This window comes from Streptomyces sp. R35 (assembly GCF_041053035.1).
Classification (GTDB): domain Bacteria; phylum Actinomycetota; class Actinomycetes; order Streptomycetales; family Streptomycetaceae; genus Streptomyces; species Streptomyces lutosisoli.
The window spans coordinates 4,586,856-4,613,315 of the sequence record NZ_CP163440.1 but is presented as its reverse complement, the minus strand read 5'-3'; the positions used below and the strand labels follow the sequence as shown (position 1 = coordinate 4,613,315).

The window sequence follows — 26,460 nt, the reverse complement described above, 5'->3', positions numbered from 1 at the left end:
GAGTACCTCCGGATACCGTCAAGGAGTGACCGAGCACCAGCCCCCCACCGCCCCCGCCCCCGCCCCCGAACTCTTCACCTGGGAGTTCGCCACCAACCCGTACCCGGCGTACGCCTGGCTCCGCGAGCACGCCCCCGTGCACAAGACGCGCCTCCCCAGCGGGGTGGAGGCCTGGCTCGTCACCCGGTACGCGGACGCCAAGCAGGCGCTCGCCGACCAGCGGCTGTCCAAGAACCCCGCCCACCACGACGAACCCGCCCACGCGAAGGGGAAGACGGGTATCCCGGGTGAGCGCAAGGCCGAGCTGATGACGCATCTGCTCAACATCGATCCGCCGGACCACACAAGGCTCCGACGGCTCGTCTCCAAGGCCTTCACCCCCCGGCGCGTGGCCGAGTTCGCGCCGCGCGTGCAGGAACTCACCGACCACCTCATCGACCAGTTCGCCGACAAGGGCTCCGCCGACCTCATCCACGACTTCGCGTTCCCGCTCCCCATCTACGCCATCTGCGATCTGCTCGGCGTCCCGCGCGAGGACCAGGACGACTTCCGGGACTGGGCGGGGATGATGATCCGGCACGGGGGAGGGCCCCGAGGAGGCGTCGCGCGGTCCGTCAAGAAGATGCGCGGCTATCTCGCCGAGCTGATCCACCGGAAGCGGGAAGCGCTGTCCGAGCACCCCACCCCCGGCGAAGACCTCATCTCCGGGCTCATCCGCGCCTCGGACCACGGCGAGCACCTCACCGAGAACGAGGCGGCCGCCATGGCGTTCATCCTTCTCTTCGCCGGCTTCGAGACCACGGTCAACCTGATCGGGAACGGCACGTACGCCCTCCTCACCCACCCCGAGCAGCGCGCACGCCTCCAGGCCTCGCTCGCCGCCAAGGACACCGGACTCCTCGAAACCGGCGTCGAGGAACTCCTCCGCTACGACGGCCCCGTCGAACTGGCCACCTGGCGGTTCGCGACCGAGGCCGTGCGGATCGGCGGGCAGGACATCGCGCCCGGCGACCCCGTCCTCGTCGTACTGGCGGCTGCGGACCGTGACCCCGAGCGGTTCGAGCAGCCGGACACGCTCGACCTCTCGCGGCGTGACAATCAGCACCTCGGGTACGGCCACGGCATCCACTACTGTCTCGGCGCACCGCTCGCCCGCCTGGAGGGGCAGACCGCGCTCGCCACGCTGCTCACCCGTCTCCCCGATCTCCAACTCGCGGGAGATTCTGCCGATTTGCGCTGGCGCGGCGGGCTCATTATGCGTGGATTGCGCACGCTTCCCGTGGAGTTCACACCAGGTCGGTAGGCATGCCGGACGACGGCCGTCGGGTGCGCCGGGCAACGGGCACCCACCTGCGAAAAGGTGACGGTCCCTCAACTCCGTGATCTTCACGTGATCTGCGCTGCATCGACTTGTGACAAGCGTTCGAGTGCGGATACGTTCGATCACCAACGCGGCCCGCCTATCGCAGTGGCCGCTGTTGTCACCTGCTGTCACGCGAAAGGCTTCTGCATGCTCTCCGGGAACGGCCGTCATCGTCGCCCGCGTCAGGCCCCGGCCCTCATCGTTGCCGCAGGGGTGACCGGATCGGCGATCGCGATCCCGCTGCTCGGCGCCACCAGTGCGAGCGCGGCCGACGGCACCACCTGGGACCGGGTCGCGGAGTGCGAGAGCGCGGGATCGTGGAGCGCGAACGACGGGAACGGGTACTACGGCGGGCTGCAGTTGACCCAGGAGAACTGGGAGGCGTACGGCGGCACCCGGTACGCCCCGAGCGCAGACCAGGCCAGCCGCTCGCAGCAGATAGCCATCGCCGAGAAGATCCTCGACGACAAGGGCCTCGCCGCCTGGCCCACCTGCGGACCGCTCTCCGGGCTCAGCAAGAACTCGGGCTCCGTCGAGGTCGACACGGGCGTGGCGGACGACTCGTCGAGTTCCTCCGGATCCTCAGGCTCCTCCGGCTCGTCCGATTCCTCCAGCTCATCGGACTCGTCCGGTTTGTCGGACTCGTCTTCATCGTCCAGTTCGTCTGAATCCTCCGATTCATCCTCTTCTTCATCCTCATCCTCCGGCTCCTCCTCGGGTGCGGCCGAGAACACGACGAAGTCCGACACCTCCTCCGGCGACAGTGATTCTCAGGATTCCGACAGCTCGGACACAGATACGGCGAAGAGTGACGACCCGGACAAGTCCGGGCAGAACGGCGACTCTTCGAGTACGTCCGACAGCGCGACGACCGGTGCCGGACGTCACCGTGGTGACACCGCCGATGAGGGTGTGACGGAGGGCGCCACCGACGGCCGTACGGACAGCGCTTCCGGGCGGCATGCCTCGCGTGGGTCCAGCGCCTCGCGCGACGCCGTCGACGGCTCGTACGTCGTCCGCACCGGAGACAGTCTCTGGACGATCGCCGATGCCTTTGACCTCGAAGGCGGATGGGCCGAGCTGTACGCCGAGAACAAGAAGGCGATCGGCACCGATCCTGACCTCATCGTGCCCGGTCAGAGCCTTGCAGTTGGTGCTGAATCGGGCGAAAAGTAGCGGGAGTTCGCGTCACGGTTCGCTGTGGAATGTCCGGTTTGGTGAGAGTGAGACATGAGTCTCAGAAGCCCTGATCGTCTTTGAAATTCCGGGGATCGACTGCTTACGGTCGTGACCGCTCGCCACAGCGGGCCCCGACGGTTGCAACGCCGAATCCTGCCAACGGCCGTACGGGAACAGTCGTCGCGTCAAGCGCCGTAGGCAGGAGCGGGGGACCCAAGGTAAGCGCCGCGCCCGGTAGTTCACCGGGAGTGGCTTGGGGTGAAGCCGTACGTCCGACGTCGTGAAGACGGAGGCCGTGCGACCGGGCACTCACCCGCCCGAACCCGACAGCTCACCTCGCAGGCGTCGGTGAGGGGATCTCTCCATGCTGTTTTCCAGCAAGGGCAAGCACCGCCGCCCGTCCAAGGCCGTCCGTGTCGCCACGCTCGCCGGCGTCACCGGTGTCGCCATCGCCGCCCCGCTGATGGCGGCCGGCAATGCCTCCGCCGCGACCGCGTCCGAGTGGGACACCGTCGCCCAGTGCGAGTCCGGCGGCAACTGGTCCATCAACACCGGCAACGGCTACTACGGCGGCCTGCAGTTCTCGGCCTCCACCTGGGCCGCGTACGGCGGCACCGCCTACGCCTCCACCGCCAACCTGGCGTCCAAGTCGGAGCAGATCACCATCGGTGAGAAGGTCCTCGCCGCGCAGGGCAAGGGTGCCTGGCCGACCTGTGGCACGGGCCTGTCCGGCGCCGCGTACACCGGTGGGACGACCTCCAGCGCCTCGACCACCCCGTCGAGCACCGCCACCTCCACCACCCGGACGACGGAGCAGCCCGCCTCCCGTTCCGTGGAGCGCCCGGCCGCCACGAAGACCGTCACCACCCAGACCGGCAAGAAGGTCAAGAAGGGTGACGGCGAGTACAAGGTCGTCAAGGGTGACTCGCTCAGCTCGATCGCCGAGAAGAAGCACGTCAAGGGTGGCTGGCAGAAGCTGTTCAAGCTGAACAAGGACATCATCGACGACGCCGACTTCATCTACCCGGGTCAGCAGCTGCACCTCAGCTGACGACGGCTCGCGGCCGAGAGCCGGCAACGGCTCGCGGCTGACGCCCGATGACGGCTTACGGCGGAAAGCTGACAACGGGCTCGCAGCTGAACCACAGCCCTCCCCTATACACGGTCTCCATACTGGAGGCCTCGTGAGGGTCCCCCCGTCCCCACGGGCTCCCCGCTCCGGTGCGTCTTCCCCCGTACGCACCGGGGCGGGGCTTTTTCATGTGGGGTGGGTTTCCTGTACCGGGTGTACCGCGTGTACCGGGTGTACCGGGTGTACCGGGCAGGTTTTTGTTCCGTTCGGAAACAATTTACTCTCGGTTCTGCCCAAGGGGTGGGTGACCGGCTGGCCGATCCCCCCGAGGCGGTTAGGCTCATGTCGCGAAGCCCATCACAGGCATCGCGTACCCGCGTCACATCCCAGAAGGAGATGCTCGTGCCGTCCATCGACGTCGTCGTAGCCCGGGAAATCCTCGACTCGCGAGGGAACCCCACCGTCGAGGTCGAGGTCGGCCTCGATGACGGCAGCACAGGTCGTGCCGCCGTCCCGTCCGGCGCCTCCACCGGTGCCTTCGAGGCCATCGAGCTTCGCGACGGTGACCCCAACCGCTACCAGGGCAAGGGTGTCGAGAAGGCCGTCCTCGCCGTCATCGAGCAGATCGGCCCGGAGCTCGTCGGTTACGACGCCACCGAGCAGCGCCTGATCGACCAGGCGATGTTCGACCTGGACGCCACCGACAACAAGGGCTCGCTCGGCGCCAACGCCATCCTCGGCGTCTCCCTCGCCGTCGCGCACGCCGCCTCCGAGGCGTCCGACCTCCCGCTCTTCCGCTACCTGGGCGGCCCGAACGCGCACCTGCTGCCCGTTCCGATGATGAACATCCTGAACGGCGGCTCGCACGCCGACTCGAACGTGGACATCCAGGAGTTCATGATCGCCCCGATCGGCGCGGAGTCCTTCTCCGAGGCGCTGCGCTGGGGCGCCGAGGTCTACCACACCCTCAAGAAGGTGCTGAAGACCAAGGGTCTGTCCACCGGCCTGGGCGACGAGGGCGGCTTCGCCCCGAACCTGGAGTCCAACCGCGCCGCGCTCGACCTCATCGTCGAGGCCATCAAGCAGGCCGGTTACGTCCCCGGTGAGCAGATCGCGCTCGCGCTCGACGTCGCCGCGTCCGAGTTCTACAAGGACGGCAAGTACGAGTTCGAGGGCAAGTCCCGCTCGGCCGCCGAGATGACCGAGTACTACGAGGAGCTCGTCTCCGCGTACCCGCTCGTCTCCATCGAGGACCCGCTGTTCGAGGACGACTGGGCCGGCTGGAAGGTCATCACCGACAAGCTGGGCGACAAGGTCCAGATCGTCGGCGACGACCTCTTCGTCACCAACCCGGAGCGCCTGGCCCGCGGTATCGAGGAGGGCTCCGCGAACGCCCTGCTCGTCAAGGTGAACCAGATCGGCTCGCTGACCGAGACCCTGGACGCCGTAGAGATGGCCCAGCGCAACGGCTTCAAGTGCATGATGTCCCACCGCTCCGGCGAGACCGAGGACGTCACCATCGCCGACCTCGCCGTCGCGGTGAACTGCGGCCAGATCAAGACCGGTGCCCCGGCCCGCTCGGACCGCGTCGCCAAGTACAACCAGCTGCTGCGCATCGAGGAGATCCTCGACGACGCGGCGGTGTACGCCGGCCGCAGCGCCTTCCCGCGCTTCAAGGGCTGAGGCGTGGCCTCGTAGGAAGCGTCGTACGTACGTCCCCGTACTCGGTCCCGTACCGTGTGCGGGGACGTACGCACGTGATGGGTTTGTACCGGGGAGGCGGGACTCATGGCCGTGAAGGACCGGGACCGGTTCTCCACCGCGACCAGGCTGAAGCTGCTCGGCGAGCAGACGGCGGCCCGGGTCTACCGCTCCCAGACCAAGCGGCAGGCCCGCCGCTCCCGGCTGACCGGCCGGGCAGCGCTCCTCGCCCTCGTCCTCTGCTCCCTGGTCGTGGCTCTCGCGTACCCGATAAGGCAGTACGTGTCCCAGCGCGCCGAGATCGCCGATCTGGAGCGGCAGCGGGCACAGGCCCGCGAGCGGGTCGAGCAGCTGCGCGACCTCAAGGCGCGCTGGCAGGACGACGCGTACGCCGAGCAGCAGATCCGGCAGCGGCTGCACTATGTGATGCCGGGCGAGACCGGCTACGTCGTGGTCGACCCGGACGCGGCGAAGCAGGCCCGCGTCGACCAGGGGGCGGCCGACCGTCCCTGGTACTCCAACGTCTGGGACGGCGTGGACAAGTCCGACGCCGCTGACCAGTGACGGCCCATGAGCTGACCAGCACCATGAACCGACCAGCACCATGAACCGACCAGCACCATGAACCGACCAGCACCATGAGCTGATCCGGCACCATGAACTGACCGGCACCATGAGCCGGCCCAGCACCATGAACTGACCAGAAAGACATGTGACTCACGGCATGGAAACGCCACCGCCGACCACCCCGCGCACCGAGCCGACCGACGCGGACGTCGAGGCCTTCAAGCAGCAGCTCGGGCGGCCGCCGCGCGGGCTGCGCGCGATCGTGCACCGGTGCCCGTGCGGGCAGCCGGACGTCGTCGAGACGGCGCCGCGTCTTCCCGACGGGACGCCCTTCCCGACGACGTACTACCTGACGTGTCCGCGGGCCGCGTCCGCGATCGGGACGCTCGAAGCCAACGGGGTCATGAAGGAGATGACGGAGCGGCTGGCGACGGATCCTGAGCTGGCCGCCGCGTATCGGGCTGCCCACGAGGACTACATCGCGCGGCGCGACTCCATCGAGGTTCTGGAGGGCTTTCCCAGTGCGGGGGGTATGCCGGACCGGGTGAAGTGCCTTCACGTGCTCGTGGCGCATTCTCTGGCCGCGGGGCCGGGCGTGAATCCCCTTGGTGACGAGGCGATCGCCTTGCTGCCGGAGTGGTGGCGCAAGGGTGCGTGTGTGGTCGTGCCGGACGGGGACTGAGGGCCTCTCGGTTGTGTGTCGGGTGCGGGTGGGTGGGGGCTGGTCGCGCAGTTCCCCGCGCCCCTTAAAAGCACCCGGGGCAGGCCGACGGTTTTTAGGGGCGCGGGGAACTGCGCGACCAGCCCCCACTCACCCGCAGCCAAAGAACCACCCCCACGCACCCCCACCCACGACAGGAGACCAGAGCTCATGACCAGGGTCGCTGCCATCGACTGCGGCACCAACTCCATCAGGCTGCTCGTCGCCGACGCGGACCCGGAGACGGGGGAACTCGTCGAGCTGGACCGCAGGATGACGATCGTGCGGCTCGGGCAGGGCGTCGACCGGACGGGCCGGCTGGCTCCCGAGGCGCTGGCGCGGACCTTCGCGGCGTGCAGGGAGTACGCGGCGATCATCAAGGAGCACGGCGCGGAGCGGCTGCGCTTCGTGGCGACCTCGGCGTCCCGCGACGCGGAGAACCGGGACGAGTTCGTGCGCGGGGTGCTGGACATCCTCGGGGTCGAGCCCGAGGTCATCTCCGGTGACCAGGAGGCCGAGTTCTCCTTCACGGGCGCGACGAAGGAGCTGACGGGGCGTGACGACCTCGCCAAGCCGTACCTCGTGGTGGACATCGGCGGCGGGTCGACCGAGTTCGTCGTCGGCGACGACCATGTGCGGGCGGCGCGCTCCGTGGACGTCGGCTGCGTGCGGATGACCGAGCGGCACCTCGTGCACGACGGCGTCGTGACCGACCCGCCCACCGCGGAGCAGATCGCGGCGATGCGCGCCGACATCGAGGCGGCCCTCGACCTCGCCGAGGAGACGGTCCCGCTGCGCGAGGCGCACACGCTCGTCGGGCTGGCCGGTTCGGTCACCACCGTGTCGGCGATCGCGCAGAACCTGCCCGAGTACGACTCCGAGGCCATCCACCACTCCCGCGTCTCCTACGACCGTGTCCGCGAGATCACCGAGTGGCTGCTGGGGTCGACGCACGCCGAGCGCGCGGCCGTCCCCTCCATGCACCCGGGGCGCGTCGACGTGATCGCCGCGGGCGCCCTCGTACTGCTCTCGATCATGGAGCGGATAGGGGCGCGTGAGGTCGATGTCAGCGAGCACGACATCCTCGACGGGATCGCGTGGTCCGTGGCGTAAGCCATGGTCCGGCCGTGGCTTGGGTCTCCTTGGCTACTTGCCGGTAGCCCTCGGCTGAGCAGGTCGGATAACGTATGAGCGCGCCTGAGGGGCGCCGGAAAGCCCCTCGGCGAGGTGCCGCCGGGAAAGTTCGTGAAGTTCTTCACAAGGAAAAAAGCCCTGCTGGGCGAGGAATGAGCCCTGGGGGTCGCCGTGAAGGGCTCAGGCGCTCCGGGAACGTGCTCACAGGAGCATTCCGGGGGTGTCGCCGGCGGGTGAAACGGGGGGCTGGTCCAGTCGGTCCCTGAAGGGTCCGAAAGGCCGGAGCGGCAGCTCACGCGGTGTTGACAACGGTCCGCGGAGCACGGTGGTTCCCCTTTGTCACCATGACCTGGGTCACGTGGGCGGCGCAGTGTAGCAGAGCCCCTGTAGGAGCTTGTGAAGGGGCGCACGAGCGACCCCCCATGACCGGGTGGATACTCGATGGCATGAGCACCACGGAGCGTCCCAGGATCCTCGTAGTAGGCGGTGGGTACGTAGGCCTGTACGCAGCTCGGCGCATTCTCAAGAAGATGCGCTACGGAGAGGCGACCGTCACGGTCGTCGACCCCCGGTCGTACATGACCTACCAGCCCTTCCTCCCCGAAGCCGCCGCCGGCAGCATCTCCCCGCGGCATGTCGTCGTCCCACTGCGACGCGTGCTGCCCAAGGCGGAGGTTCTCACCGGCCGGGTCACCACCATCGACCAGGACCGCAAGGTCGCCACGATCGCCCCCCTCGTGGGTGAGGCGTACGAGCTGCCTTTCGACTACCTCGTCATCGCGATGGGCGCGGTCTCCCGCACCTTCCCGATCCCCGGCCTCGCCGAACAGGGCATCGGCATGAAGGGCATCGAGGAGGCCATCGGCCTGCGCAACCACGTCCTTGAGCAGCTCGACAAGGCCGACTCCACGACCGACGAGGACGTCCGCCGCAAGGCGCTCACCTTCGTCTTCGTGGGTGGCGGTTTCGCCGGCGCCGAGACCATCGGCGAGGTCGAGGACATGGCCCGCGACGCGTCGAAGTACTACACCAACGTGTCCCGCGAGGACATGCGCTTCATCCTCGTCGACGCCGCGGACAAGATCCTTCCCGAGGTCGGCCCGAAGCTCGGCCAGTACGGCAAGGAGCACCTGGAGAGCCGCGGTGTGGAGATCTACCTCTCCACGTCCATGGACTCCTGCGTCGACGGCCACGTCGTTCTGAAGAACGGCCTCGAGGTCGACTCCAACACGATCGTGTGGACGGCCGGCGTCAAGCCGAACCCCGTCCTCTCCCGGTTCGGTCTGCCGCTCGGTCCGCGTGGTCACGTGGACTGCACGGACAAGCTGCAGGTGACCGGTACGGACTACATCTGGGCCGCGGGTGACAACTCCCAGGTTCCGGACATGGCCGCCCGCAAGGCCGGCGTCGAGAACGCCTGGTGCCCGCCGAACGCGCAGCACGCGCTGCGTCAGGCGAAGGTCCTCGGCGACAACGTGGTCTCCGGTATGCGGGGCTTCCCGCAGAAGTCGTACGCGCACTCCAACAAGGGTGCCGTCGCGGGGCTCGGCCTGCACAAGGGCGTCGCGATGATCGTCATGGGCAAGATGAAGATCAAGCTCAAGGGTCGTCTGGCGTGGTACATGCACCGCGGCTACCACGGTCTGGCCATGCCGACCTGGAACCGGAAGATCCGTGTCTTCGCGGACTGGACGCTCGCGATGTTCCTGAAGCGTGAGGTCGTCTCGCTCGGGGCCATCGAGTCTCCTCGCGAGGAGTTCTACGAGGCTGCCAAGCCGGCGCCTGCCGCTGCCGCCGCCGCTCCGGCTGCCGCCGCGAAGACCGAGGAGAAGGCCAAGGCCTCCTGACCTCCGGTCACCGTTTTGCCCGAAGGGGCCGCTCGCCATCCGTGGTGCGAGCGGCCCCTTCGGGGTTTTCGCCCCCGCCGCCCCTACCCGTCCCATCCCCAGGGGCTCTGCCCCTTCGACCCCGTTCGGTTGTGTGTCGGGGTGCGGGTGGGTGGGGGCTGGTGCAAAAGATTGCGCAGTTCCCCGCGCCCCTGAAAGACCCGGGGCGGGCGGGGGATCGCGGGGCGCAGCCCCGCGCCTTCAGGGGCGCGGGGAACTGCGCGAGCAACCCCCACCGGCCCGCAGACGACACACAACCCAGGGGGGTCTGGGGGCGCAGCCCCCAGGAACGGGATGGGACGGGTAGGGGCGGCGGGGGCGAAAAACGTGGTGGGTGCATCTATTTTGCGAAGGTGTAACGCGGAAGGGGGACTGCGCGCGGGACGTGTTGGTGTTTACGTGGTGTTGGAGCGTTCGGGAGTGTTGTCTCGGAGGTGTACGCCATGCACGACGCCGCGCTGCGGCTGAAGAGCCTTGTGGAACAGTTGCTGGGGGCCCCGCTCCCGGTGCGCATCCGCGCCTGGGACGGTTCGGTCGCGGGGCCCCCCGACGCCCCCGCCCTCGTCGTACGTAACCGAAAGGCCGTGCGCCGACTGTTGTGGAAGCCCGGCGAGTTGGGGCTCGCCCGGGCCTGGGTGGCCGGTGATCTGGGTGTGGAGGGCGACCTGTACACCGCCCTGGACCTGGTGTCGGGGCTGCTGTGGGAGCGGGGCGAGGACGCGAGGGGCGTCGCCGAGGCCCTGCGCGACCCCGAGGTGCGCGCCGCCGTCCGCGGGCTGGTGAAGATGGCCGGATCCCCGCTGCCGCCCGCCCCGCCCCGCGAGGAGGTCCGCAGACGCCGCCACCTGCACACCAAGCGCAGCGACAAACGAGCCATCAGCCACCACTACGACGTGGGGAACGACTTCTACGAGATCGTCCTCGGGCCGTCCATGATCTACTCGTGCGCCTACTGGGACGAGGGCGGCACCCTTGAGGACGCCCAGCGCGACAAGCTCGAACTCATCGCCGCCAAGCTCGACCTGAAGCCCGGTCAGCGGCTCCTCGACGTCGGCTGCGGCTGGGGCTCGATGGCCATCCACGCCGCCCGCGAGCACGGCGCGAGCGTCGTCGGGGTGACGTTGTCGCAGGAGCAGGCCGCGTACGCCCGTAAACGGGTCGCCGACGAGGGGCTGACGGACAAGGTCGAGATCCGCGTGCAGGACTATCGGGACGTCACCGACGGGCCGTACGACGCCATTTCCTCCATCGGCATGGCCGAACACGTCGGCGCCGAGCGCTACCTGGAATACGCCGAGGTGCTGTACCAACTCCTCAAGCCCGGTGGGCGGTTGCTCAACCACCAGATCGCGCGCCGGCCGCAGCGGGACGAATCGACGTACTCCGTCGACGAGTTCATCGACGCGTACGTCTTTCCCGACGGCGAGCTCGCGCCCATCGGGACCACCGTGACACAACTGGAGCGCGCCGGGTTCGAGGTCCGCGACGTCGAGTCCATCCGCGAGCACTACGCGCTCACCCTGCGCCGCTGGGTCACCAACCTGGAGGAGCAGTGGGCGCGCGCCGTCAAGCTCTCCAGCCCCGGCCGGGCCCGCGTCTGGCGCCTGTACATGGCGGCCAGCGCGCTCGCCTTCGAGCGCAACCGCATCGGCGTCAACCAGGTGCTGGCGGTCAGGACGCCGGAGGCGCCCGGCGGGTCCGGGATGCCGCTTCGGGCCCGTACCTGGAACTGACCGACGTAGGTGGGTGAGTACGTGAGTACGTGAGGAGGGGCCCCGTTCCAGCTGGAACGGGGCCCCTCCTCACGTACCACCAAGGCGCGTTACTCCGACTTGATCGCCGTCAGCATGTTCAGGCGAGCCGCCCGCCGGGCCGGCCACAGTGCCGCCAGGACGCCGACCGTGGCGGCGAGGAGCAGGAAGACGCCCATCCGGCCCCAGGGCAGGACCAGTTCGTACGTCGACATCTTGGTGCCCAGCAGCTCGCCGGCCGCCCAGCCGAAGAACACGCCCAGGCCGATGCCGAGTACGCCGCCGAAGAGCGAGATGACCAGGGACTCCAGGCGGACCATGCGCTTGATGCCCTTGCGGTCGAGGCCGATCGCCCGCAGCATCCCGATCTCCTGCGAGCGCTCGAAGACCGACATCGCGAGGGTGTTGATGACACCGAGGACGGCGACGATGACCGCCATCGCGAGCAGGCCGTAGAGCATGTTCAGCATCAGCGTGAACATCTGCGCGATGCCGTCGGAGATGTCCTTCTTGTCCTGGACCTGGATGGCCGGGTTGTCGCCGAGGGCCTTCTCCAGCTTGTCCTTGGCCGCGTCCGACGCGCCGCCCGCCGTCTTCACCATGACCTGAAGGTCGGAGGCGGTGCCGGTCTCATGGGGCGAGAGCGTCGCGTTGTCCACGATGATGCCGCTGATCATCTGGTTGCCTTCATAGACACCGGCGACGGACAGCTCCTCCTTCTTCCCGTCCTCGTACGAGACCGTGAAGTGCGAACCGGCCGTCCAGTGGTGGGACTTGGCGGTGTCCTTGTCCACGACGACCTGCGTGCCGCCGACCTTGAAGGCGCCGTCCGCGATCGTGAGGTCGGTGAGCTTCGTGATGGAGCCGCCGTTCACACCCGTCAGGTACTCGGTCCGCTGGTCGATGCGCGAGGGCGCGTCGCGCAGCGAGCTGGTGTCGGTGACCCCGTCGACGCCGGCGAGCTTCTTCGCGACGTCCGGCGAGAGCGCGTTGCCGTTCGCCATCGAGACGACGTAGTCCGCCTTGATCGCGGAGCTGGCCATCTTGTCGATCGACTTCTGCAGGCTGCCCGCCATCACCGTCATGCCGGTGATCAGAGTGAGGCCGATCATCAGGGCGGAGGCGGTGGCGGCCGTGCGGCGCGGGTTGCGGACCGAGTTCTGGCGGGCCAGCTTGCCGGAGACCCCGAAGACACGGAGGACTGGCGCGGCGGCCGCGATCAGCGGGCGGGACAGCAGCGGGGTGAGGACGAAGACGCCGATGATGAGCAGGACCGCGCCGAGACCCATCGGGGCCTGGCCGTCCGAGCCGTCCATCGTCGTCGCGTACAGCACCACGGCGACGCCCGCCGCCGAGAAGAGCGCGCCGAGCGTGTTCCGTACGACCAGGGACTTCGTCGTCGCCTTCGCGTGCACGCTGCTCATCGCGGCGACCGGCGGGATCTTCGCCGCGCGGCGGCCCGGCAGCCAGGCGGCCAGCATCGTGATGAGGATGCCGACGAGCAGGGCGGTGCCGATCGTGCCCGGCGAGATCACCAGCGGGCCGTCCGGCACGGTGGCGCCGAGCGTGCCCATCAGGGAGCGCATACCGGCGCCGATGCCGATGCCCGCGGCCAGGCCCGCGACGGCGGCGACCGCGCCGACGACGAACGCCTCGATCAGCACCGACCGCGTGACCTGCCGGCGGGAGGCGCCGACGGCGCGCATCAGGGCCAGTTCCTTGGTGCGCTGGGCGACCAGCATGGTGAAGGTGTTGGCGATGATGAACGTGCCGACGAACAGCGCGATGCCGGCGAAGACCAGCAGGCCCGTCTTCATGCCGCTCATCGCCGAGGAGATCATGGTGGCCTGGTCGTCGGCGAGCTGCTTGCCGGTGGTGGTGGAGGCGGTGTCCTTCGGCACGACGTCGTCCAGGGCATTGCGCAGCGCCGTCTGACTGGTGCCGGCCGCCGCCTTCACGTCGATCTCGTCGTACGAGCCGACCGAGTCGAAGAGCTGCTGCGCGGTCTTCGTGTCGAAGAGGGCGAGGCTGCCGCCCGCGGCGACGTTGCCGTCGTCGGTGGTGAAGATGCCGGTGACGGTGGGCGTGAGGACCGGGCCGTCGACCGACAGCCGTACGGTGTCGCCGACCTTGTAGCCCGCGCGCTTCGCGGTCTCCGAGTCGATCGCTACCTCGTCCGTGCCCTTGGGGGCGTGACCGCTCGTCAGCGGATACCGGGGGTCCTTGTCGCCCCAGTAGTTGCCGCCCTGGGACTGGAAGCCGCCGCCGATGAGCTTGCCGTCCTTGTCGGCGATGGCGGTGAAGCCGTTCACCACGCCGATCGCGGAGGCCGCGCCCGGGACCTTGGCGGCCTTGTCGAGCAGCGGCTGCGTGAGCTTCGGGTCCTTGCCGACGGTGTCGCCCTGGTCCGCCTGGCTCTCCGGCTGGATGGCGACGTCGACCTGGTCGAAGCCCTTGGCGGAGCTCTTCTGGTAGGCGTCGGAGATGGTGTTGGTGAAGACCAGGGTGCCTGACACGAACGCTACGCCGAGCATTACGGCGAGGACGGTCATCAGGAGCCTGGCCTTGTGCGCGAGGACGTTGCGCAAGGCGGTACGGAACATGGTTTCTCAGTCCAGGAGAGGGAGGCTGTCGGCGGGGTGGAGGGTGTGGCTGCGCGTGGGTTGTCTCGCCCCCGCCGCCCCTACCCGTCCCATCCTTCTGGGGCTCCGCCCCAGACCCCGTGGGTTGTGTTTTGTCTGCGGGCCGGTGGGGGGTTGTCGCGCAGTTCCCCGCGCCCCTTAAGGGGCGCGGGGAACTGCGCGATCTTTTAGCGGGGGTCGTGGGGGCGCAGCCCCCAGGGATGGGACGGTTACCCGTGGCTCAGCTGGTGCGGCCCTTGGCGTCGAACTGCTTCATGCGGTCGAGGACGGAGTCGGCGGTCGGGCCGTAGACCTCGTCGACGATGCGGCCGTCGGCGAGGAAGATGACGCGGTCGGCGTACGCGGCGGCCACCGGGTCGTGGGTCACCATGACCACGGTCTGCCCCAACTCCCGTACGGAGTTGCGCAGGAAGCCGAGCACCTCCGCGCCCGAGCGGGAGTCGAGGTTTCCGGTGGGCTCGTCGCCGAAGATGATGTCGGGGCGGGAGGCGAGAGCGCGGGCGACGGCGACGCGCTGCTGCTGGCCGCCGGAGAGCTGGGAGGGCCGGTGGCGGAGGCGGTCGGCGAGGCCGATCATCGTGATGACCTTGTCGAGCCACTCCTTGTCGGGCTTGCGGCCCGCGATGTCCATCGGGAGCGTGATGTTCTCCAGGGCCGTCAGCGTCGGCAGCAGGTTGAACGCCTGGAAGATGAAGCCGATCTTGTCCCGGCGCAACTTGGTGAGCTGCTTGTCCTTGAGGGAGCCCAGCTCGGTCTCGCCGATGCGGACGGAGCCGGAGGAGAAGGTGTCCAGGCCCGCCACACAGTGCATCAGCGTGGACTTGCCGGACCCCGACGGGCCCATGATCGCGGTGAACTCGGCCTGGCGGAAGTCGACGGTGACCCGGTCGAGGGCGACCACCTGGGTCTCACCCTGTCCATAGACCTTCGACAGTTCCGAGGCACGGGCTGCCACGGCGGTGGTTCGGTCGGCGAGGGGAGTGGTGGTCACGGGAGGGTGCTCCTGTCGGGACGACGACGTTTTCGGGGACGTGTTCCATCGTCGTTGCCGTTCGGGGCGATGTAGTCAGCCGCTGTTCTGGTTCTGAAGGCAGCCTGCGGTCGGACCGGGCGCGGTCGCGTCATACCTGGGGATGACAGGGCTTCCCTGAGCGATCTCCGGGTGTTCGGTGTGTTCGGGGCCTGTTCGGACGGTGAAATTCCGTCATTCCGTATACGCCGCCGTGAGCCGTCCGAAAGGCTGTTGGCAAGTGCGGATGGCCCGTACCGAGGGCTGATGCACCCTCAGACGTCAATAAAATAAGACAACATCGGGCCGCCCGTCCGCTGTTCGGGGGACGCGCCCCGATAGGCTCGGAACCTCGATGCGGAGCCCATGGCCTGCCCGGATGGTGGAATGCAGACACGGCGAGCTTAAACCTCGCTGCCCCTCGCGGGCGTACCGGTTCAAGTCCGGTTCCGGGCACCTCCGACCTCTTACTTCGGCTCCGGCCTTCCTCAGGACCTCGTCGCCGACCGTTGACAGCAAGCGCGTGCGGTCGGAGACTCCCTTCAGATAATGGTGAAGGAAATTTCACTATACGAACTGAGGAACGCGAAGGGGCGTGCCGATGCGTACCACCGTCGGGATCATCGGGGCCGGGCCGGCCGGGCTGCTGCTGGCGCGGCTGCTGCACAACGCGGGCATCGAGTCCGTCGTGCTGGAGAGCCGGGACCGGGCGTATGTGGAGCAGCGGCAGCGGGCCGGGATCCTGGAGCAGGGGACCGTGGATGTGCTGCGGGCCGCCGGGGCCGGTGAGCGGTTGGACCGGGAGGGGCTGCCGCACGACGGGATCGAGCTGCGGTTCGCGGGCGGGCGGCACCGCGTCGACTTCCCGGCCCTCACCGGCGGGCGCTCCGTGATGGTGTACGCGCAGACCGAGGTGTGCAAGGACCTCATCGCCCTCCAGCTCAAGGAGGGCGGGCCGCTGCTCTTCGGGGCCGAGGCGCTCGCCGTGGAGGACGCCGAGAGCGAGCGGCCACGGGTGCGGTTCACGTACGACGGGCGCGAGGACGTGCTCGAGTGCGACTACGTCGTCGGGTGCGACGGGTTCTGGGGCGTCGCCCGCAAGGCCGTGCCCGCCGAGCTCTCCCGCGTCTTCGAGCGGACATACCCCTTCGGCTGGCTCGGCATCCTCGCCGATGTCCCGCCCTCGCACGACGAGCTGGTCTACGCCCGTCACGACCGCGGCTTCGCCCTGCTCAGCATGCGCTCGCCCAGCGTCTCCCGCCTCTACCTCCAGGTGCCCCAGGGCACGGACGCCCAGGCGTGGAGCGACGAGGAGATCTGGGACGAGCTGGACCGGCGCTTCGAGACGACGGACGGCTGGCGGCTCCAGCGGGGGCCCATTACCTCCAAGTCCGTCACCCCGATGCGCAGTTACGTCCACGAGCCCATGCGGCACGGGCGGGTCTTCCTCGCCGGTGACGCCGCGCACATAGTGCCGCCGACCGGAGCGAAGGGGCTCAACCTCGCCGTCGGCGACGTCGTCACCTTCGCGCGGGCACTCGCGCACGAGAAGGAGACCGGTTCGGGCGAACTGCTCGACGCCTACTCCGAGACCTGTCTGCGCCGCGTCTGGCAGGCCGAGAGGTTCTCGTACGACATGACGACCCTGCTGCACCGCGACCCCGATGCGACAGGCTTCGAGGACCGCGTCCAGCTGGCCCGTCTGGAGCGGATCGCGAGCTCACGGGCGGCCGAGACGGACCTCGCGGAGGGGTACACGGGGTTTCCTCTGGAATAACTCGTGAAAAAAGGAGGCTGAGAGCGGTGTCACGGCTTCGTACCAGTGCGGGCAGGGCATGGGACACACGCGTACCGTGGCACCGCAAGGGAAAGATCCTCCCCAAGCACTAGGGTCAATCCTTTGCCTACCTATTACTCTTGAGGCCAAGGCCGCGCTAGGTGGCCATGGAGGAGTGAAATGAGGAGCAGTAACCCGGTCTTCTCGCGACGGGGGTTCAGCCGCGACAACGGCTACGCGGGCTTCAACGCGGCGCCGCAGGCCGGGGGACCCGCTGCCGGGACGCAGGGCAATCCGTACGCCCAGGGCAACCCGTACGCCCAGCAGGGCGGCAACCCCTACGCGCAGAACCCGTACGCACAGCAGGACCTGCAGTACGGCGCTCCGCCGCAGGCCCCGGTCACCACCGGCCGTATGACGATGGACGACGTCGTCATGCGCTCGGCCATGACGCTCGGCACCGTCGCCGTCGGCGCCATCCTGGCCTGGGCGCTGCTGCCGGTGTCCAGCACCAGCTACGGGCTCGCCATCGGCTCCGCCCTGGTCGCCTTCGTGCTGGCCATGGTGCAGAACTTCAAGCGCACGGCCTCGCCCGCGCTGATCCTCGGTTACGCCGCCTTCGAGGGCGTCTTCCTCGGGGTCATCAGCGAGATGTACAACAGCCGCTGGTCGGGCGCGCCCTTCCAGGCGGTCCTGGGCACCATGGCGGTCGCCGGCGCGACCCTGCTCGTCTACAAGGCGGGCTGGATCCGTGTGACCGCGAGGTACGCGCGCATCGGTATGACCATCGCCATCGCCTTCGTCGTCGTCATGGCGGTCAACCTGCTGCTGGTCGTCTTCGGCGTCGCCGAGGACGGCGGACTGCGCAGCATGGGCCCGCTCGGCGCGATCGTCGGCATCCTGGCGATCCTGATCGGCGCGTTCTTCCTCACCCTCGACTTCAAGCAGATCGAGGACGGCATCACGTACGGCGCGCCGAAGGACGAGGCCTGGATCGCGGCGTTCGCCCTGACCATGACCCTCGTGTGGATCTACGTCGAGATGCTGCGCCTGGTCGCCATCTTCAGCGGCGACGACTAGACGGGCCGGCCCCTGAGGGCTGGTGACTGAACTGAAGGGCCCGCGAACCACTGGTTCGCGGGCCCTTTGCCGTGGGATGCCTGTGTCGTCACGATGGTGCGCGCTCAGAGCAGTTTGCGCGCGGCCCTCCTCAGGTCGTACTCGTGAATGATCGCCTTGGCGTGTCCGTACGCGAGATTGTGCTCGGCGCGGAGCCAGCTGACCTTCTCCTCGAAGCGGAAGAGGGCGGGGCCTTCGTCGACGGTGCGAAGCCAGTCGGAGATTTCACGACCGGTGCAGTGGGGGATTCGGGCGAGCATGTTGCGGTGGGTCTCCTCGGAGAGGACGTGGGACATCGGCGCCTCCGGACGCAAAGGGGATGTAAGCCGGTCCTTCACGCCACCGTGCCTGAGGGTTGGGTTGTTGGCAACAGTCCTGGTACGGCGCGTACGCTCGCCGCGTGCTTGATACGACGCCTTTGACTCGTGCAGTGGATCACTTCGCCGACCGGTTGAGGGCCGCGCCGCAGAGCCGGCTCCAGCGCGGGGCTGCCGCCGAGGCGCTGGGGCTGGCCAGGGAGTTGGCACTGCGTGCCCAGCGGTTGGAGGACCCTTCCGGGGAGGCTCGGGAGATGCCTGACGCGGGGATGTTCGCCGCCGCGGACCAAATCACTGTTGCCGCGCACGATTTGGCGGTCGTACTGAAAGACGAGGGGGAACTGGCGGAAGCGGTGGGGCTTGTTGCGGAGGCGCAGAAACGCGCCGGGGTCTGATCTCTCGATCGACTCCGGCGGGGGCGCTCCGCTGGTGGCGCCGGGGAACTGCGGTAGTTGGTTGGCTGCGGGCCGGTGGGGGCTGGTCGCGCAGTTCCCCGCGCCCCTAAAGGGGCGCTCCTGCTCGCCCTCGTTACAGGGACTCGCCCCTCGTTACAGGGACGCGATGACTCGGTCCGCCAGGATGTAGATGTTGTGGTCGCCGTAGGCGAACGTCAGGGCGTAGGCGCCGGAGACTCCGGAGCCGCCGAGGAGGACCGGGGTTTCGCCGGCGCGGAGGGCGGCGGCGAGTTGTTCGGCGGTTTCGCGGTGGCCCGGGGTCATGCAGAGGGTGGTGCCGTCGGCGAAGACGTAGACGTCGAGGGTGCCGAGGGGGCCGGGGCGGACGTCCGCCAGTTCCGTGCGGGACTCGGCGAGTTCCTCCAGACAGGCCACCGTGCGCTCATGGTCGTTCACGACGGGTGACTGGACCGGTATGAAGTCCGGGTGGGAGGGGTGGCGGCGGCGGGCCGCGGCGAGTTCGGGGGAGTCCCCGGCGAACTCCTCGGCGTCCAGGCCGGCCTCGGTCACCGGCTCCAGGTGCTCCAGGCCCACGAAGTCCGAGTGGCGCGGCAGGAACATCTCGCTGTCGGGCAGGCCGAGCAGCGAGGGCGCGTCCGAGGCGTCACGGGCCTCCTGGGCGGCCCAGAACGCCCGTGCCTCGGCAAGCTCCCGCTCCCGCTCCTCGGCGAGCGCCTCGGCCACCGCGGCGCGTATCTCGTCCGCGTCGGCGGCCGAGCGGGCAGCGGGCACCAGACCGCGTGCGGCGGTCGTGGCGCGGCTCTCGGCGAGCTCGGTGTTCAGGGCCGCTACCTGCCGACGCAGACCCTGCAGGGTGCGCAGAACGGCGACGCCCACGGCCGCGGTTGCGGCGGTGGTGAGCAGCAAAGCAATCGGCATGGCGCTCACTGACGTACTCCCGGTTCAAAGTCGACCCCCGACTTCCTACATCAGCTTGAAGGGAGAACCATCCAGCTGTCAGTGCGTAACGTCACGAATGGGACAGGACTTTGGGCCCGGGGTTTAGTTGCGCAATGGCTCTGACCTGCGGAAATGCCTCTCCGGAGGGAGATAGGTCACATCTTGGGGGGGATTGGATCACAAATCGGCCCAGAGTCCCGGTGATTACGGGGCTCTGGGCCGATTCGGTCACGCTGGGTTCAACTCCCGTTACGGGAACGGGTTAGCTGAGGCGCTCGATGACCATCGCCATGCCCTGGCCGCCGCCGACGCACATCGTCTCCAGGCCGAACTGCTTGTCGTGGAACTGGAGGCTGTTGATGAGCGTGCCGGTGATGCGGGCGCCGGTCATGCCGAAGGGGTGGCCGACGGCGATGGCGCCACCGTTCACGTTCAGCTTGTCCAGCGGGATGTTCAGGTCGCGGTAGCTCGGGATCACCTGGGCGGCGAACGCCTCGTTGATCTCGAAGAGGTCGATGTCGTCGACGGTGAGACCGGCGCGCCGCAGGGCCTGCTTGCTCGCCTCCACCGGGCCGAGGCCCATGATCTCGGGGGACAGGCCGGTGACGCCGGTCGACACGATCCGGGCGAGCGGGGTGAGGCCGAGCTCGCGGGCCTTGGTGTCGGACATGATCACGAGGGCGGCGGCGCCGTCGTTCAGCGGGCAGCAGTTGGCGGCCGTGACCATGCCGTCGGGGCGGAAGACGGGCTTGAGGCCCTGCACGCCCTCCAGGCTGACGCCGGCGCGCGGACCGTCGTCCTTGCTGACGACCGTGCCGTCGGGGGTCGTGATCGGGGTGATCTCACGCTCCCAGAAGCCGTTCTTGATGGCTTCCTCGGCGAGGTTCTGCGAGCGGACGCCGAACTCGTCCATGTCCTGGCGGGTGACGCCCTTCAGGCGGGCCAGGTTCTCGGCGGTCTGACCCATCGCGATGTACGCGTCCGGGATCAGGCCGTCCTCGCGCGGGTCGTGCCAGGTGGTGCCCTCCTGCTGCGCGACGGCAAGGGTGCGGGCCTCCGCGTCGGCGAAGAGGGGGTTGTGGGTGTCCGGCATCCCGTCGGAGGTGCCCTTGATGCTGCGCGACACCATCTCGACGCCCGCCGAGATGAAGACGTCGCCCTCGCCCGCCTTGATGGCGTGCAGGGCCATGCGGCTCGTCTGGAGGGAGGAGGAGCAGTAGCGGGTGATGGTGCAGCCCGGGAGGTGGTCCATTCCCATCTGTACGGCGACGATGCGGGCGAGGTTGTGGCCCTGCTCGCCACCGGGGAGGCCGCAGCCGAGCATCAGGTCGTCGATGTCCCTCGGGTCCAGCTCGGGGACCTTGGCGAGGGCGGTCTGGATGATCGTGGCGGTCAGGTCGTCGGGGCGCACGTCCTTCAGGGAGCCCTTGAAGGCGCGGCCGATCGGGGAGCGGGCGGCTGAGACGATCACGGCTTCGGGCATCACGGCTCCATTGGCGTACCGGGGGATTGGGCAGGGCTGGTTGGGAAGTTACCCGTCCGTATGGTCCAGGTCACGGGTGTCGGGGTGTGACTAGGGCCGCACTTTTCTAAGCGCTTGCTTTTCTCGCCCCCGCCGCCCCTACCCGTCCCATCCCGTTCCTGGGGGCTGCGCCCCCAGACCCCCCTGGGTGGGTCGTCGGCTGCGGGCCGGTGGGGGCCGTTCGCGCAGTTCCCCGCGCCCCTGAAGGCTCGGGGCTGCGCCCCGTCGCCCCCGGCCCGCCCCCGGTCTTTTGTCTTTAGGGGCGCGGGGAACTGCGCGACCAGCCCCCACCCACCCGCACCCGACACACAACCCCCGGGGTCGAAGGGGCGGAGCCCCTGTCATGGGGACGTGGCCGGGGCCGGGTCCGTGGCGGGGAGGCGGCGTCGGCGGCGGCGCTTCAGGAGGGCCCAGGGGCCGCGGGGGCCCGTGGGCATGGCCGCCGTGACCTCCGTGCCGGGCTCCGAGGCGGCCTCCGCTGCCGCACGAGCGACCGGCAGGAACCCCTCGCGGCGCGAAACGTCCGGGCGTTCCTCCTCGGCCGGCCAGAGACCGAGCGTCGCGCACACCGTGGGGAGAATCGCCATCGCCGCAGTCGCGTACCCCTCCGCCGAGGGGTGGTAGTTGTCGGGGCCGAACAGTTCGCGCGGGTTCGCCTCGAACTCCGGGCCCAGCAGGTCACCCAGCGACACCGTCCGTCCGCCCTGCTCGACCGTACCGATGGTCTGGGCCGCCGCCAGCTGACGCGACGCCCGCCGGGCCAGCCACCGCAGCGGCTGCTGCACCTGCTCGACCGTGCCCAGGTCGGGACAGGTGCCGACCACGACCTCGGCACCGGCGGTGCGCAGCCGGCGTACCGCCGACGACAGATGGCGCACCGAGCGCGTCGGCGGCATCCGGTGTGTCACATCGTTCGCGCCGATCATGATCACGCAGACGTCGGGCATCCGCGTGGTGTCCGCGAGAACGAGCGCCACCTGGCGGTCCAGGTCGTCCGACTGGGCCCCCGGCAGCGCCACATTGCACAGCTCCACCGGCCGCTCGGCCACCGCCGCGAGCCCGGAGGCCAGCAGCGCCCCCGGCGTCTGGCGGGCCCGGTGCACGCCCTGGCCCGCGGCCGTGGAGTCACCGAGCATCGTCAGGCGCAGGGGCTGTTCGCCAGGACCGGTGTACGCGTACCCGTACAGGCCGTCCGCGCGCGGCGCGTGCGCGTGCCCGTTGCCCACGTGACGTTTCGCCAGCTGTACCTCGGCCAGCACCAGTCCGACGGTGGCCGCCCCGACCAGGCCGATCCCGCCACCGCCGTACGCAGCGCCCGCCGCGATGCGCCGAGCCACCCTCGCCCTCGACAAGCTCGTCATCCGTCGCCGCCACCTCCTCGTAGCCGTACAACCACTGCTTGCCCCGTGGAGTACGTCGGCCAATCTCAACGGCGCGTGAACGGTCCCCCAGGGCCGTAGGCTGACGGGACCATCCCTTTAGAACGCAGCTCCGGAGACAACGGTGCAATTCCACGACTCGATGATCAGTCTCGTCGGCAACACCCCGCTGGTGAGGCTCAACAACGTGACCGCGGGCATCCAGGCGACGGTCCTGGCGAAGGTTGAGTACTTCAACCCCGGCGGGTCCGTGAAGGACCGCATCGCCCTGCGCATGATCGAGGCCGCGGAGGAGAGCGGCGCCCTCAAGCCGGGGGGCACGATTGTCGAGCCGACCAGTGGAAACACCGGTGTGGGGCTTGCCATCGTGGCCCAGCAGAAGGGCTACAAGTGCATCTTCGTCTGCCCGGACAAGGTCTCCACCGACAAGATCAACGTGCTGCGCGCCTACGGTGCCGAGGTCGTCGTCTGCCCGACCGCCGTCGATCCCGAGCACCCGGACTCGTACTACAACGTCTCCGACCGGCTGGTGCGGGAGACCCCGGGCGCCTGGAAGCCCGACCAGTACTCCAACCCGAACAACCCCCTCTCGCACTATCACTCCACCGGCCCCGAGCTGTGGGAGCAGACGGAGGGGAAGATCACCCACTTCGTCGCGGGCGTGGGCACCGGCGGGACCATCTCGGGTACGGGGCGGTATCTGAAGGACGCCAGTGACGGCAAGGTCCAGGTCGTCGGCGCCGACCCGGAGGGGTCCGTGTACTCCGGCGGGTCCGGGCGGCCGTATCTCGTCGAGGGCGTCGGCGAGGACTTCTGGCCGACGGCGTACGACCGGACCGTCGCGGACGAGATCGTCGCCGTGTCCGACAAGGACTCGTTCCAGATGACGCGGCGCCTCGCCAAGGAGGAGGGGCTGCTCGTCGGCGGCTCCTGCGGTATGGCCGTCGTCGCCGCGCTGCGGGTCGCCGAGCGGCTCGGGCCGGACGATGTCGTGGTCGTCCTGCTCCCCGACAGCGGGCGCGGCTACCTCAGCAAGATCTTCAACGACGAGTGGATGGCCGACTACGGCTTCCTGGAGGACACCGGCCCGAGCGCGCGCGTCGCCGACGTCCTCAACGACAAGGCGGGCGGCTCCATCCCCTCCCTCGTCCACATGCACCCGGAGGAGACGGTCGGCGAGGCCATCGAGGTGCTGCGCGAGTACGGCGTCTCGCAGATGCCGATCGTGAAGCCGGGCGCCGGACACCCGGACGTGATGGCCGCCGAGGTCATCGGATCCGTCGTCGAACGCGAGCTGCTCGACGCGCTGTTCACCAAGCGGGCCTCCCTGGAGGACCCGCTGGAGAAGCACATGTCGTCGCCGCTGCCGCAGGTCGGCTCCGGCGAGCCGGTCGGCGACCTGATGTCCGTGCTCGGCACCGCCGACGCCGCGATCGTCCTCGTCGAGGGCAAGCCCACCGGTGTCGTCAGCCGCCAGGACCTGCTGTCCTTCCTGGCCAAGGGCGGCGCCAAGCAGTAGGGATACGCCGGGCCACAGGAAGAAATCTCCTGAAGTACCGCCACGGAAAGGGATCTTCCGGCTGTTTCGGCGGGGAACTTCGCGGAAGTGGTACGAGCGCGTCACGTCCGCGCAGCACCCGCTTAACACGGGTCCGGCACATTAGTGGTTGTCGGCAGGGCGGGAGCGGCTCCCCGCCCCGGCGACAACCAAAACGGCGCCAAGGACCTCCGGAGCGGCTCCCGGACCTCCATGGACGCCACGGACGCGCAAGCCCGGCCCTGACCCGGCACGCGTCCCTCGCGGGGACCGCCGTCGTCCCGCCCTCCCGGCAACGGGGGGTGCGGCGGTCCCCGCGCAACACGTCGGAAGGGCCCGGCACCTCACACAGGTGCCGGGCCCTTCTGTCGCGCCTGAACCGGCGCCGCTACTTGTCCCAGTCCGAGCCGTGCGACGTGTCCCTGCGGCGGCCGAAGAAGTTCGGGGACAGGCGCGCGGCCTGGACCACGTTCACTCCTACGATGCCGACCCAGGCGACCAGCAGGCCGGGCAGGTCCGCCACGCCGCCGCCGATCGCGGACAAGGGGATCGCGAGGACGAGCGAGACGATCCCGAACCCGAAGCGCTCACCCCAGGTGTCGGACCCCTGTGGGGAGCGCGCGCCGCGGGCCACCACCATCTGCTGCTCGGCGAGCTGTCGCCGCACCTGGCGGTCGACCGCGCCGTCGAGGCGCTGTTCGACCTTCTCCAGGAACGAGTCGACCAGCGCGGACTCGTACTCGTCGCCCAGCTCCCTGCGCGCATGCAGAGTGGCGTCGAGTTCCTTCTTCAGTTCGGCGTCGCCGTGGGCTTCCCTACCGGTCATGGTGTTCAGGTTAGGGAGCCGAGGCCCCCGTGACACTGGGGACAGCCCCCCTGTTCGCACTGGGCTGCACCCCCGGCGGCAGCACCCCGAGCGACTCCAGGACCCTGCGGTGACCCCGTTCGACCCCGGTGATGCGGACCTCGATGCCCCGGCCCCGCAGATCCCCCACCGCGTCCTTCAGCGCCAGCGCACCCGTCGCGTCGACCGCCGTCAGGCCCGACATCCGCAGGTCGACCGCCGACACCCCGTGCACATCCGCCAGGCTGCGCCGGAAACGGTGGGCCGCGGCGAACAGGAGGGGCCCGTCGAAGCGGTACGTGACCTCCGCGCACCCCGGCCCCTCGTCACCGGCCGCCGGAGTGAGCCGGGTGCCGCGCACGGCCGCGCGCAGGGCGAGCAGCACGGACACTCCGAGGCCGAGCAGCACCGCCCGCACCAGGTCGAGGGCGAGCGTCGCGCACGCGGTGAGCGCCAGCACGAGGGCGTCCCCGCGCGTGGCGCGCGCCATCGCCCGTACCGCGCCCGTCTCCACCATCCGTACGGCGGTGGCGAGCAGCACGCCCGCCAGCGCGGCCAGCGGGATCCGCGCCACCAGCGGGGCCGCCGCCGCGACGATCCCGGCGAGGATCACCGCGTGTGTGAGCGCGGCGAGGCGGGAGGCCGCGCCGGTACGGACGTTCACCGCCGTACGCGCGATCGCGCCCGTCGCCGGTACGCCGCCGAACAGCGGGGCCGCGAGGTTGGCGATGCCCTGGCCGAAGAGTTCCTTGCCGGGGTCGTGGCGCTCACCCGGGCGCATGCCGTCCGCCACCGAGGCGGAGAGCAGGGACTCCAGGGCGGCGAGGGCCGCGACCGCGGCGGCGGGCGCGAGGAGGGAGGGCACGCGGGAGACGTCGAAGAAGGCGAGGGACGGGGCGGGGAGGGAGGCGGGCAGGCTGCCGATCCGGGTCACCCGCAGGCCGAACCCCTCCGCGACGAGCGTCGCGGCGGCCACGGCGACGAGGGAGAACGGCACCCCGGGCTTCCAGCGGGCGCCGGCCAGCATCACCGCCGCCGACCCCAGCGACAGCGCGAGCGCCGCCCACTGCGGGCCCCGCCCGAACTCCTCGGCCGCCCGCGCCGCCACCTCCGCGACCTGGTCACCGCCCGGCACGGGCACGCCCAGCGCCGACGGCACCTGCTGCAAGGCGATCACACAGGCGATGCCGACGGTGAAACCGGCGATGACAGGGGCGGGCACGTACGCCATCGCGGCTCCCGCCCGGGCGAAGGCGAGCGCCAGCAGCATCACCCCCGCGATCAGCCCGACGGTCAGCACGCCGTCGGCGCCGTACTCGTGAACGATCGGCACCAGCACGACGGTCATCGCCCCGGTGGGCCCGCTGACCTGTCTCGCCGACCCGCCGAACAGCGCGGCGAGCGTCCCCGCAACGATCGCGGTGGCCAGCCCGGAGGCGGCCCCGAGCCCGGACGTGACCCCGAATCCGAGGGCGAGGGGGAGGGCGACCACGGCGACCGTGAGCCCGCAGAGGAGGTCGCGCCGCGGGGCGCGGGTCATGGAACGGAAGTCGGCGGAGGAGGGCAGGACGGAGAGCGCCCGGGTGAGGGCGGGGGAGTGCTTCAT

General features: G+C 69.6%; 21 protein-coding genes, 1 tRNA gene and 1 riboswitch. Of the genes, 14 read left to right on the top strand and 8 right to left on the bottom strand.

The window, feature by feature from the left end:
- The first annotated feature begins 25 nt into the window (after nucleotides 1-25).
- From AB5J50_RS21040 to AB5J50_RS21000, 9 genes are all read left to right on the top strand, one after another.
- The gene (locus AB5J50_RS21040) at nucleotides 26-1,303 is read left to right on the top strand and encodes a cytochrome P450 (protein ID WP_369259979.1); all 1,278 of its coding nucleotides are present in this window, start codon (nucleotides 26-28) and stop codon (nucleotides 1,301-1,303) included.
- Between the two features lie 207 nt (nucleotides 1,304-1,510).
- Entirely contained in the window at nucleotides 1,511-2,539 is a 1,029-nt protein-coding gene (locus AB5J50_RS21035) for a transglycosylase family protein (RefSeq protein ID WP_369259978.1), read from the top strand.
- A 183-nt stretch (nucleotides 2,540-2,722) separates the two neighbouring features.
- Nucleotides 2,723-2,902: riboswitch (cyclic di-AMP (ydaO/yuaA leader) on the top strand.
- A gap of 4 nt (nucleotides 2,903-2,906) precedes the next feature.
- Nucleotides 2,907-3,593: a transglycosylase family protein gene (locus AB5J50_RS21030; protein WP_369259977.1), complete on the top strand. Its 687-nt coding sequence runs from the start codon at nucleotides 2,907-2,909 to the stop codon at nucleotides 3,591-3,593.
- Nucleotides 3,594-4,010: 417 nt separating this feature from the next.
- Complete coding sequence (gene eno / locus AB5J50_RS21025) at nucleotides 4,011-5,297, top strand: phosphopyruvate hydratase (protein ID WP_289920338.1); 1,287 nt, start codon at nucleotides 4,011-4,013, stop codon at nucleotides 5,295-5,297.
- 105 nt (nucleotides 5,298-5,402) lie between these two features.
- Nucleotides 5,403-5,879, top strand: a complete 477-nt coding sequence (locus AB5J50_RS21020) for a septum formation initiator family protein (RefSeq protein ID WP_369259976.1) — start codon at nucleotides 5,403-5,405, stop codon at nucleotides 5,877-5,879.
- A 160-nt stretch (nucleotides 5,880-6,039) separates the two neighbouring features.
- Nucleotides 6,040-6,564: a DUF501 domain-containing protein gene (locus AB5J50_RS21015; protein ID WP_330305088.1), complete on the top strand. Its 525-nt coding sequence runs from the start codon at nucleotides 6,040-6,042 to the stop codon at nucleotides 6,562-6,564.
- A 189-nt stretch (nucleotides 6,565-6,753) separates the two neighbouring features.
- On the top strand, nucleotides 6,754-7,695 hold the full coding sequence (locus AB5J50_RS21010; protein WP_369259975.1) for an exopolyphosphatase: 942 nt from the start codon (nucleotides 6,754-6,756) through the stop codon (nucleotides 7,693-7,695).
- 467 nt (nucleotides 7,696-8,162) lie between these two features.
- Entirely contained in the window at nucleotides 8,163-9,563 is a 1,401-nt protein-coding gene (locus AB5J50_RS21005) for an NAD(P)/FAD-dependent oxidoreductase (protein WP_369259974.1), read from the top strand.
- A gap of 482 nt (nucleotides 9,564-10,045) precedes the next feature.
- A complete protein-coding gene (locus tag AB5J50_RS21000; protein ID WP_369259973.1) occupies nucleotides 10,046-11,335 on the top strand; it encodes a class I SAM-dependent methyltransferase in 1,290 nt (429 codons plus the stop codon).
- Nucleotides 11,336-11,424: 89 nt separating this feature from the next.
- Here the strand turns inward: AB5J50_RS21000 and AB5J50_RS20995 are convergent, their stop codons facing one another.
- Both AB5J50_RS20995 and AB5J50_RS20990 read right to left on the bottom strand, forming a co-directional pair.
- On the bottom strand, nucleotides 11,425-13,956 hold the full coding sequence (locus AB5J50_RS20995) for an ABC transporter permease (protein WP_369259972.1): 2,532 nt from the start codon (nucleotides 13,954-13,956) through the stop codon (nucleotides 11,425-11,427).
- Between the two features lie 259 nt (nucleotides 13,957-14,215).
- Nucleotides 14,216-14,986, bottom strand: a complete 771-nt coding sequence (locus tag AB5J50_RS20990) for an ABC transporter ATP-binding protein (RefSeq protein WP_369259971.1) — start codon at nucleotides 14,984-14,986, stop codon at nucleotides 14,216-14,218.
- Nucleotides 14,987-15,377: 391 nt separating this feature from the next.
- On the opposite strand from AB5J50_RS20990, the gene AB5J50_RS20985 reads away from it, so the two are divergent.
- The 3 genes from AB5J50_RS20985 to AB5J50_RS20975 all read left to right on the top strand — a co-directional run bounded on the left by AB5J50_RS20985 (nucleotide 15,378) and on the right by AB5J50_RS20975 (nucleotide 17,861).
- Nucleotides 15,378-15,460, top strand: a tRNA-Leu gene (locus AB5J50_RS20985).
- A 145-nt stretch (nucleotides 15,461-15,605) separates the two neighbouring features.
- Nucleotides 15,606-16,781 (top strand): 4-hydroxybenzoate 3-monooxygenase, encoded by a 1,176-nt coding sequence (locus AB5J50_RS20980; protein WP_369259970.1) that lies wholly within the window; start codon nucleotides 15,606-15,608, stop codon nucleotides 16,779-16,781.
- A 180-nt stretch (nucleotides 16,782-16,961) separates the two neighbouring features.
- Nucleotides 16,962-17,861 (top strand): Bax inhibitor-1/YccA family protein, encoded by a 900-nt coding sequence (locus AB5J50_RS20975; RefSeq protein ID WP_327429273.1) that lies wholly within the window; start codon nucleotides 16,962-16,964, stop codon nucleotides 17,859-17,861.
- Between the two features lie 104 nt (nucleotides 17,862-17,965).
- Here AB5J50_RS20975 and AB5J50_RS20970 read toward each other — a convergent pair whose 3' ends face one another.
- A complete protein-coding gene (locus AB5J50_RS20970) occupies nucleotides 17,966-18,196 on the bottom strand; it encodes a DUF4287 domain-containing protein (protein ID WP_327429272.1) in 231 nt (76 codons plus the stop codon).
- 104 nt (nucleotides 18,197-18,300) lie between these two features.
- On the opposite strand from AB5J50_RS20970, the gene AB5J50_RS20965 reads away from it, so the two are divergent.
- Nucleotides 18,301-18,612 (top strand): hypothetical protein, encoded by a 312-nt coding sequence (locus AB5J50_RS20965; protein WP_327429271.1) that lies wholly within the window; start codon nucleotides 18,301-18,303, stop codon nucleotides 18,610-18,612.
- 153 nt (nucleotides 18,613-18,765) lie between these two features.
- Here AB5J50_RS20965 and AB5J50_RS20960 read toward each other — a convergent pair whose 3' ends face one another.
- The 3 genes from AB5J50_RS20960 to AB5J50_RS20950 all read right to left on the bottom strand — a co-directional run bounded on the left by AB5J50_RS20960 (nucleotide 18,766) and on the right by AB5J50_RS20950 (nucleotide 22,455).
- Nucleotides 18,766-19,551, bottom strand: a complete 786-nt coding sequence (locus tag AB5J50_RS20960) for a hypothetical protein (RefSeq protein ID WP_369265460.1) — start codon at nucleotides 19,549-19,551, stop codon at nucleotides 18,766-18,768.
- A 283-nt stretch (nucleotides 19,552-19,834) separates the two neighbouring features.
- Complete coding sequence (locus AB5J50_RS20955) at nucleotides 19,835-21,055, bottom strand: acetyl-CoA C-acetyltransferase (protein ID WP_369259969.1); 1,221 nt, start codon at nucleotides 21,053-21,055, stop codon at nucleotides 19,835-19,837.
- A gap of 380 nt (nucleotides 21,056-21,435) precedes the next feature.
- Entirely contained in the window at nucleotides 21,436-22,455 is a 1,020-nt protein-coding gene (locus AB5J50_RS20950) for an SGNH/GDSL hydrolase family protein (RefSeq protein ID WP_369259968.1), read from the bottom strand.
- Between the two features lie 142 nt (nucleotides 22,456-22,597).
- Between AB5J50_RS20950 and AB5J50_RS20945 the strand changes: the two genes are divergently transcribed.
- Nucleotides 22,598-23,992, top strand: coding sequence for a cystathionine beta-synthase (locus tag AB5J50_RS20945; protein WP_327429268.1), 1,395 nt, complete (start codon nucleotides 22,598-22,600; stop codon nucleotides 23,990-23,992).
- A gap of 406 nt (nucleotides 23,993-24,398) precedes the next feature.
- Here AB5J50_RS20945 and AB5J50_RS20940 read toward each other — a convergent pair whose 3' ends face one another.
- Nucleotides 24,399-24,836, bottom strand: a complete 438-nt coding sequence (locus AB5J50_RS20940) for a hypothetical protein (protein WP_369259967.1) — start codon at nucleotides 24,834-24,836, stop codon at nucleotides 24,399-24,401.
- Between the two features lie 10 nt (nucleotides 24,837-24,846).
- Nucleotides 24,847-26,460, bottom strand: coding sequence for a SulP family inorganic anion transporter (locus AB5J50_RS20935; protein ID WP_369259966.1), 1,614 nt, complete (start codon nucleotides 26,458-26,460; stop codon nucleotides 24,847-24,849).

Coding starts and splice junctions, on each gene's coding strand:
- AB5J50_RS21035 (WP_369259978.1), top strand. CDS start 1,511: ATGCTCTCCGGGAACGGCCGTCATCGTCGCCCGCGTCAGGCCCCGGCC.
- AB5J50_RS21030 (WP_369259977.1), top strand. CDS start 2,907: ATGCTGTTTTCCAGCAAGGGCAAGCACCGCCGCCCGTCCAAGGCCGTC.
- eno (WP_289920338.1), top strand. CDS start 4,011: ATGCTCGTGCCGTCCATCGACGTCGTCGTAGCCCGGGAAATCCTCGAC.
- AB5J50_RS21020 (WP_369259976.1), top strand. CDS start 5,403: ATGGCCGTGAAGGACCGGGACCGGTTCTCCACCGCGACCAGGCTGAAG.
- AB5J50_RS21015 (WP_330305088.1), top strand. CDS start 6,040: ATGGAAACGCCACCGCCGACCACCCCGCGCACCGAGCCGACCGACGCG.
- AB5J50_RS21010 (WP_369259975.1), top strand. CDS start 6,754: ATGACCAGGGTCGCTGCCATCGACTGCGGCACCAACTCCATCAGGCTG.
- AB5J50_RS21005 (WP_369259974.1), top strand. CDS start 8,163: ATGAGCACCACGGAGCGTCCCAGGATCCTCGTAGTAGGCGGTGGGTAC.
- AB5J50_RS21000 (WP_369259973.1), top strand. CDS start 10,046: ATGCACGACGCCGCGCTGCGGCTGAAGAGCCTTGTGGAACAGTTGCTG.
- AB5J50_RS20995 (WP_369259972.1), bottom strand. CDS start 13,956: ATGTTCCGTACCGCCTTGCGCAACGTCCTCGCGCACAAGGCCAGGCTC.
- AB5J50_RS20980 (WP_369259970.1), top strand. CDS start 15,606: ATGCGTACCACCGTCGGGATCATCGGGGCCGGGCCGGCCGGGCTGCTG.
- AB5J50_RS20975 (WP_327429273.1), top strand. CDS start 16,962: ATGAGGAGCAGTAACCCGGTCTTCTCGCGACGGGGGTTCAGCCGCGAC.
- AB5J50_RS20970 (WP_327429272.1), bottom strand. CDS start 18,196: ATGTCCCACGTCCTCTCCGAGGAGACCCACCGCAACATGCTCGCCCGA.
- AB5J50_RS20960 (WP_369265460.1), bottom strand. CDS start 19,551: ATGCCGATTGCTTTGCTGCTCACCACCGCCGCAACCGCGGCCGTGGGC.
- AB5J50_RS20955 (WP_369259969.1), bottom strand. CDS start 21,055: ATGCCCGAAGCCGTGATCGTCTCAGCCGCCCGCTCCCCGATCGGCCGC.
- AB5J50_RS20950 (WP_369259968.1), bottom strand. CDS start 22,455: ATGACGAGCTTGTCGAGGGCGAGGGTGGCTCGGCGCATCGCGGCGGGC.
- AB5J50_RS20940 (WP_369259967.1), bottom strand. CDS start 24,836: ATGACCGGTAGGGAAGCCCACGGCGACGCCGAACTGAAGAAGGAACTC.
- AB5J50_RS20935 (WP_369259966.1), bottom strand. CDS start 26,460: ATGAAGCACTCCCCCGCCCTCACCCGGGCGCTCTCCGTCCTGCCCTCC.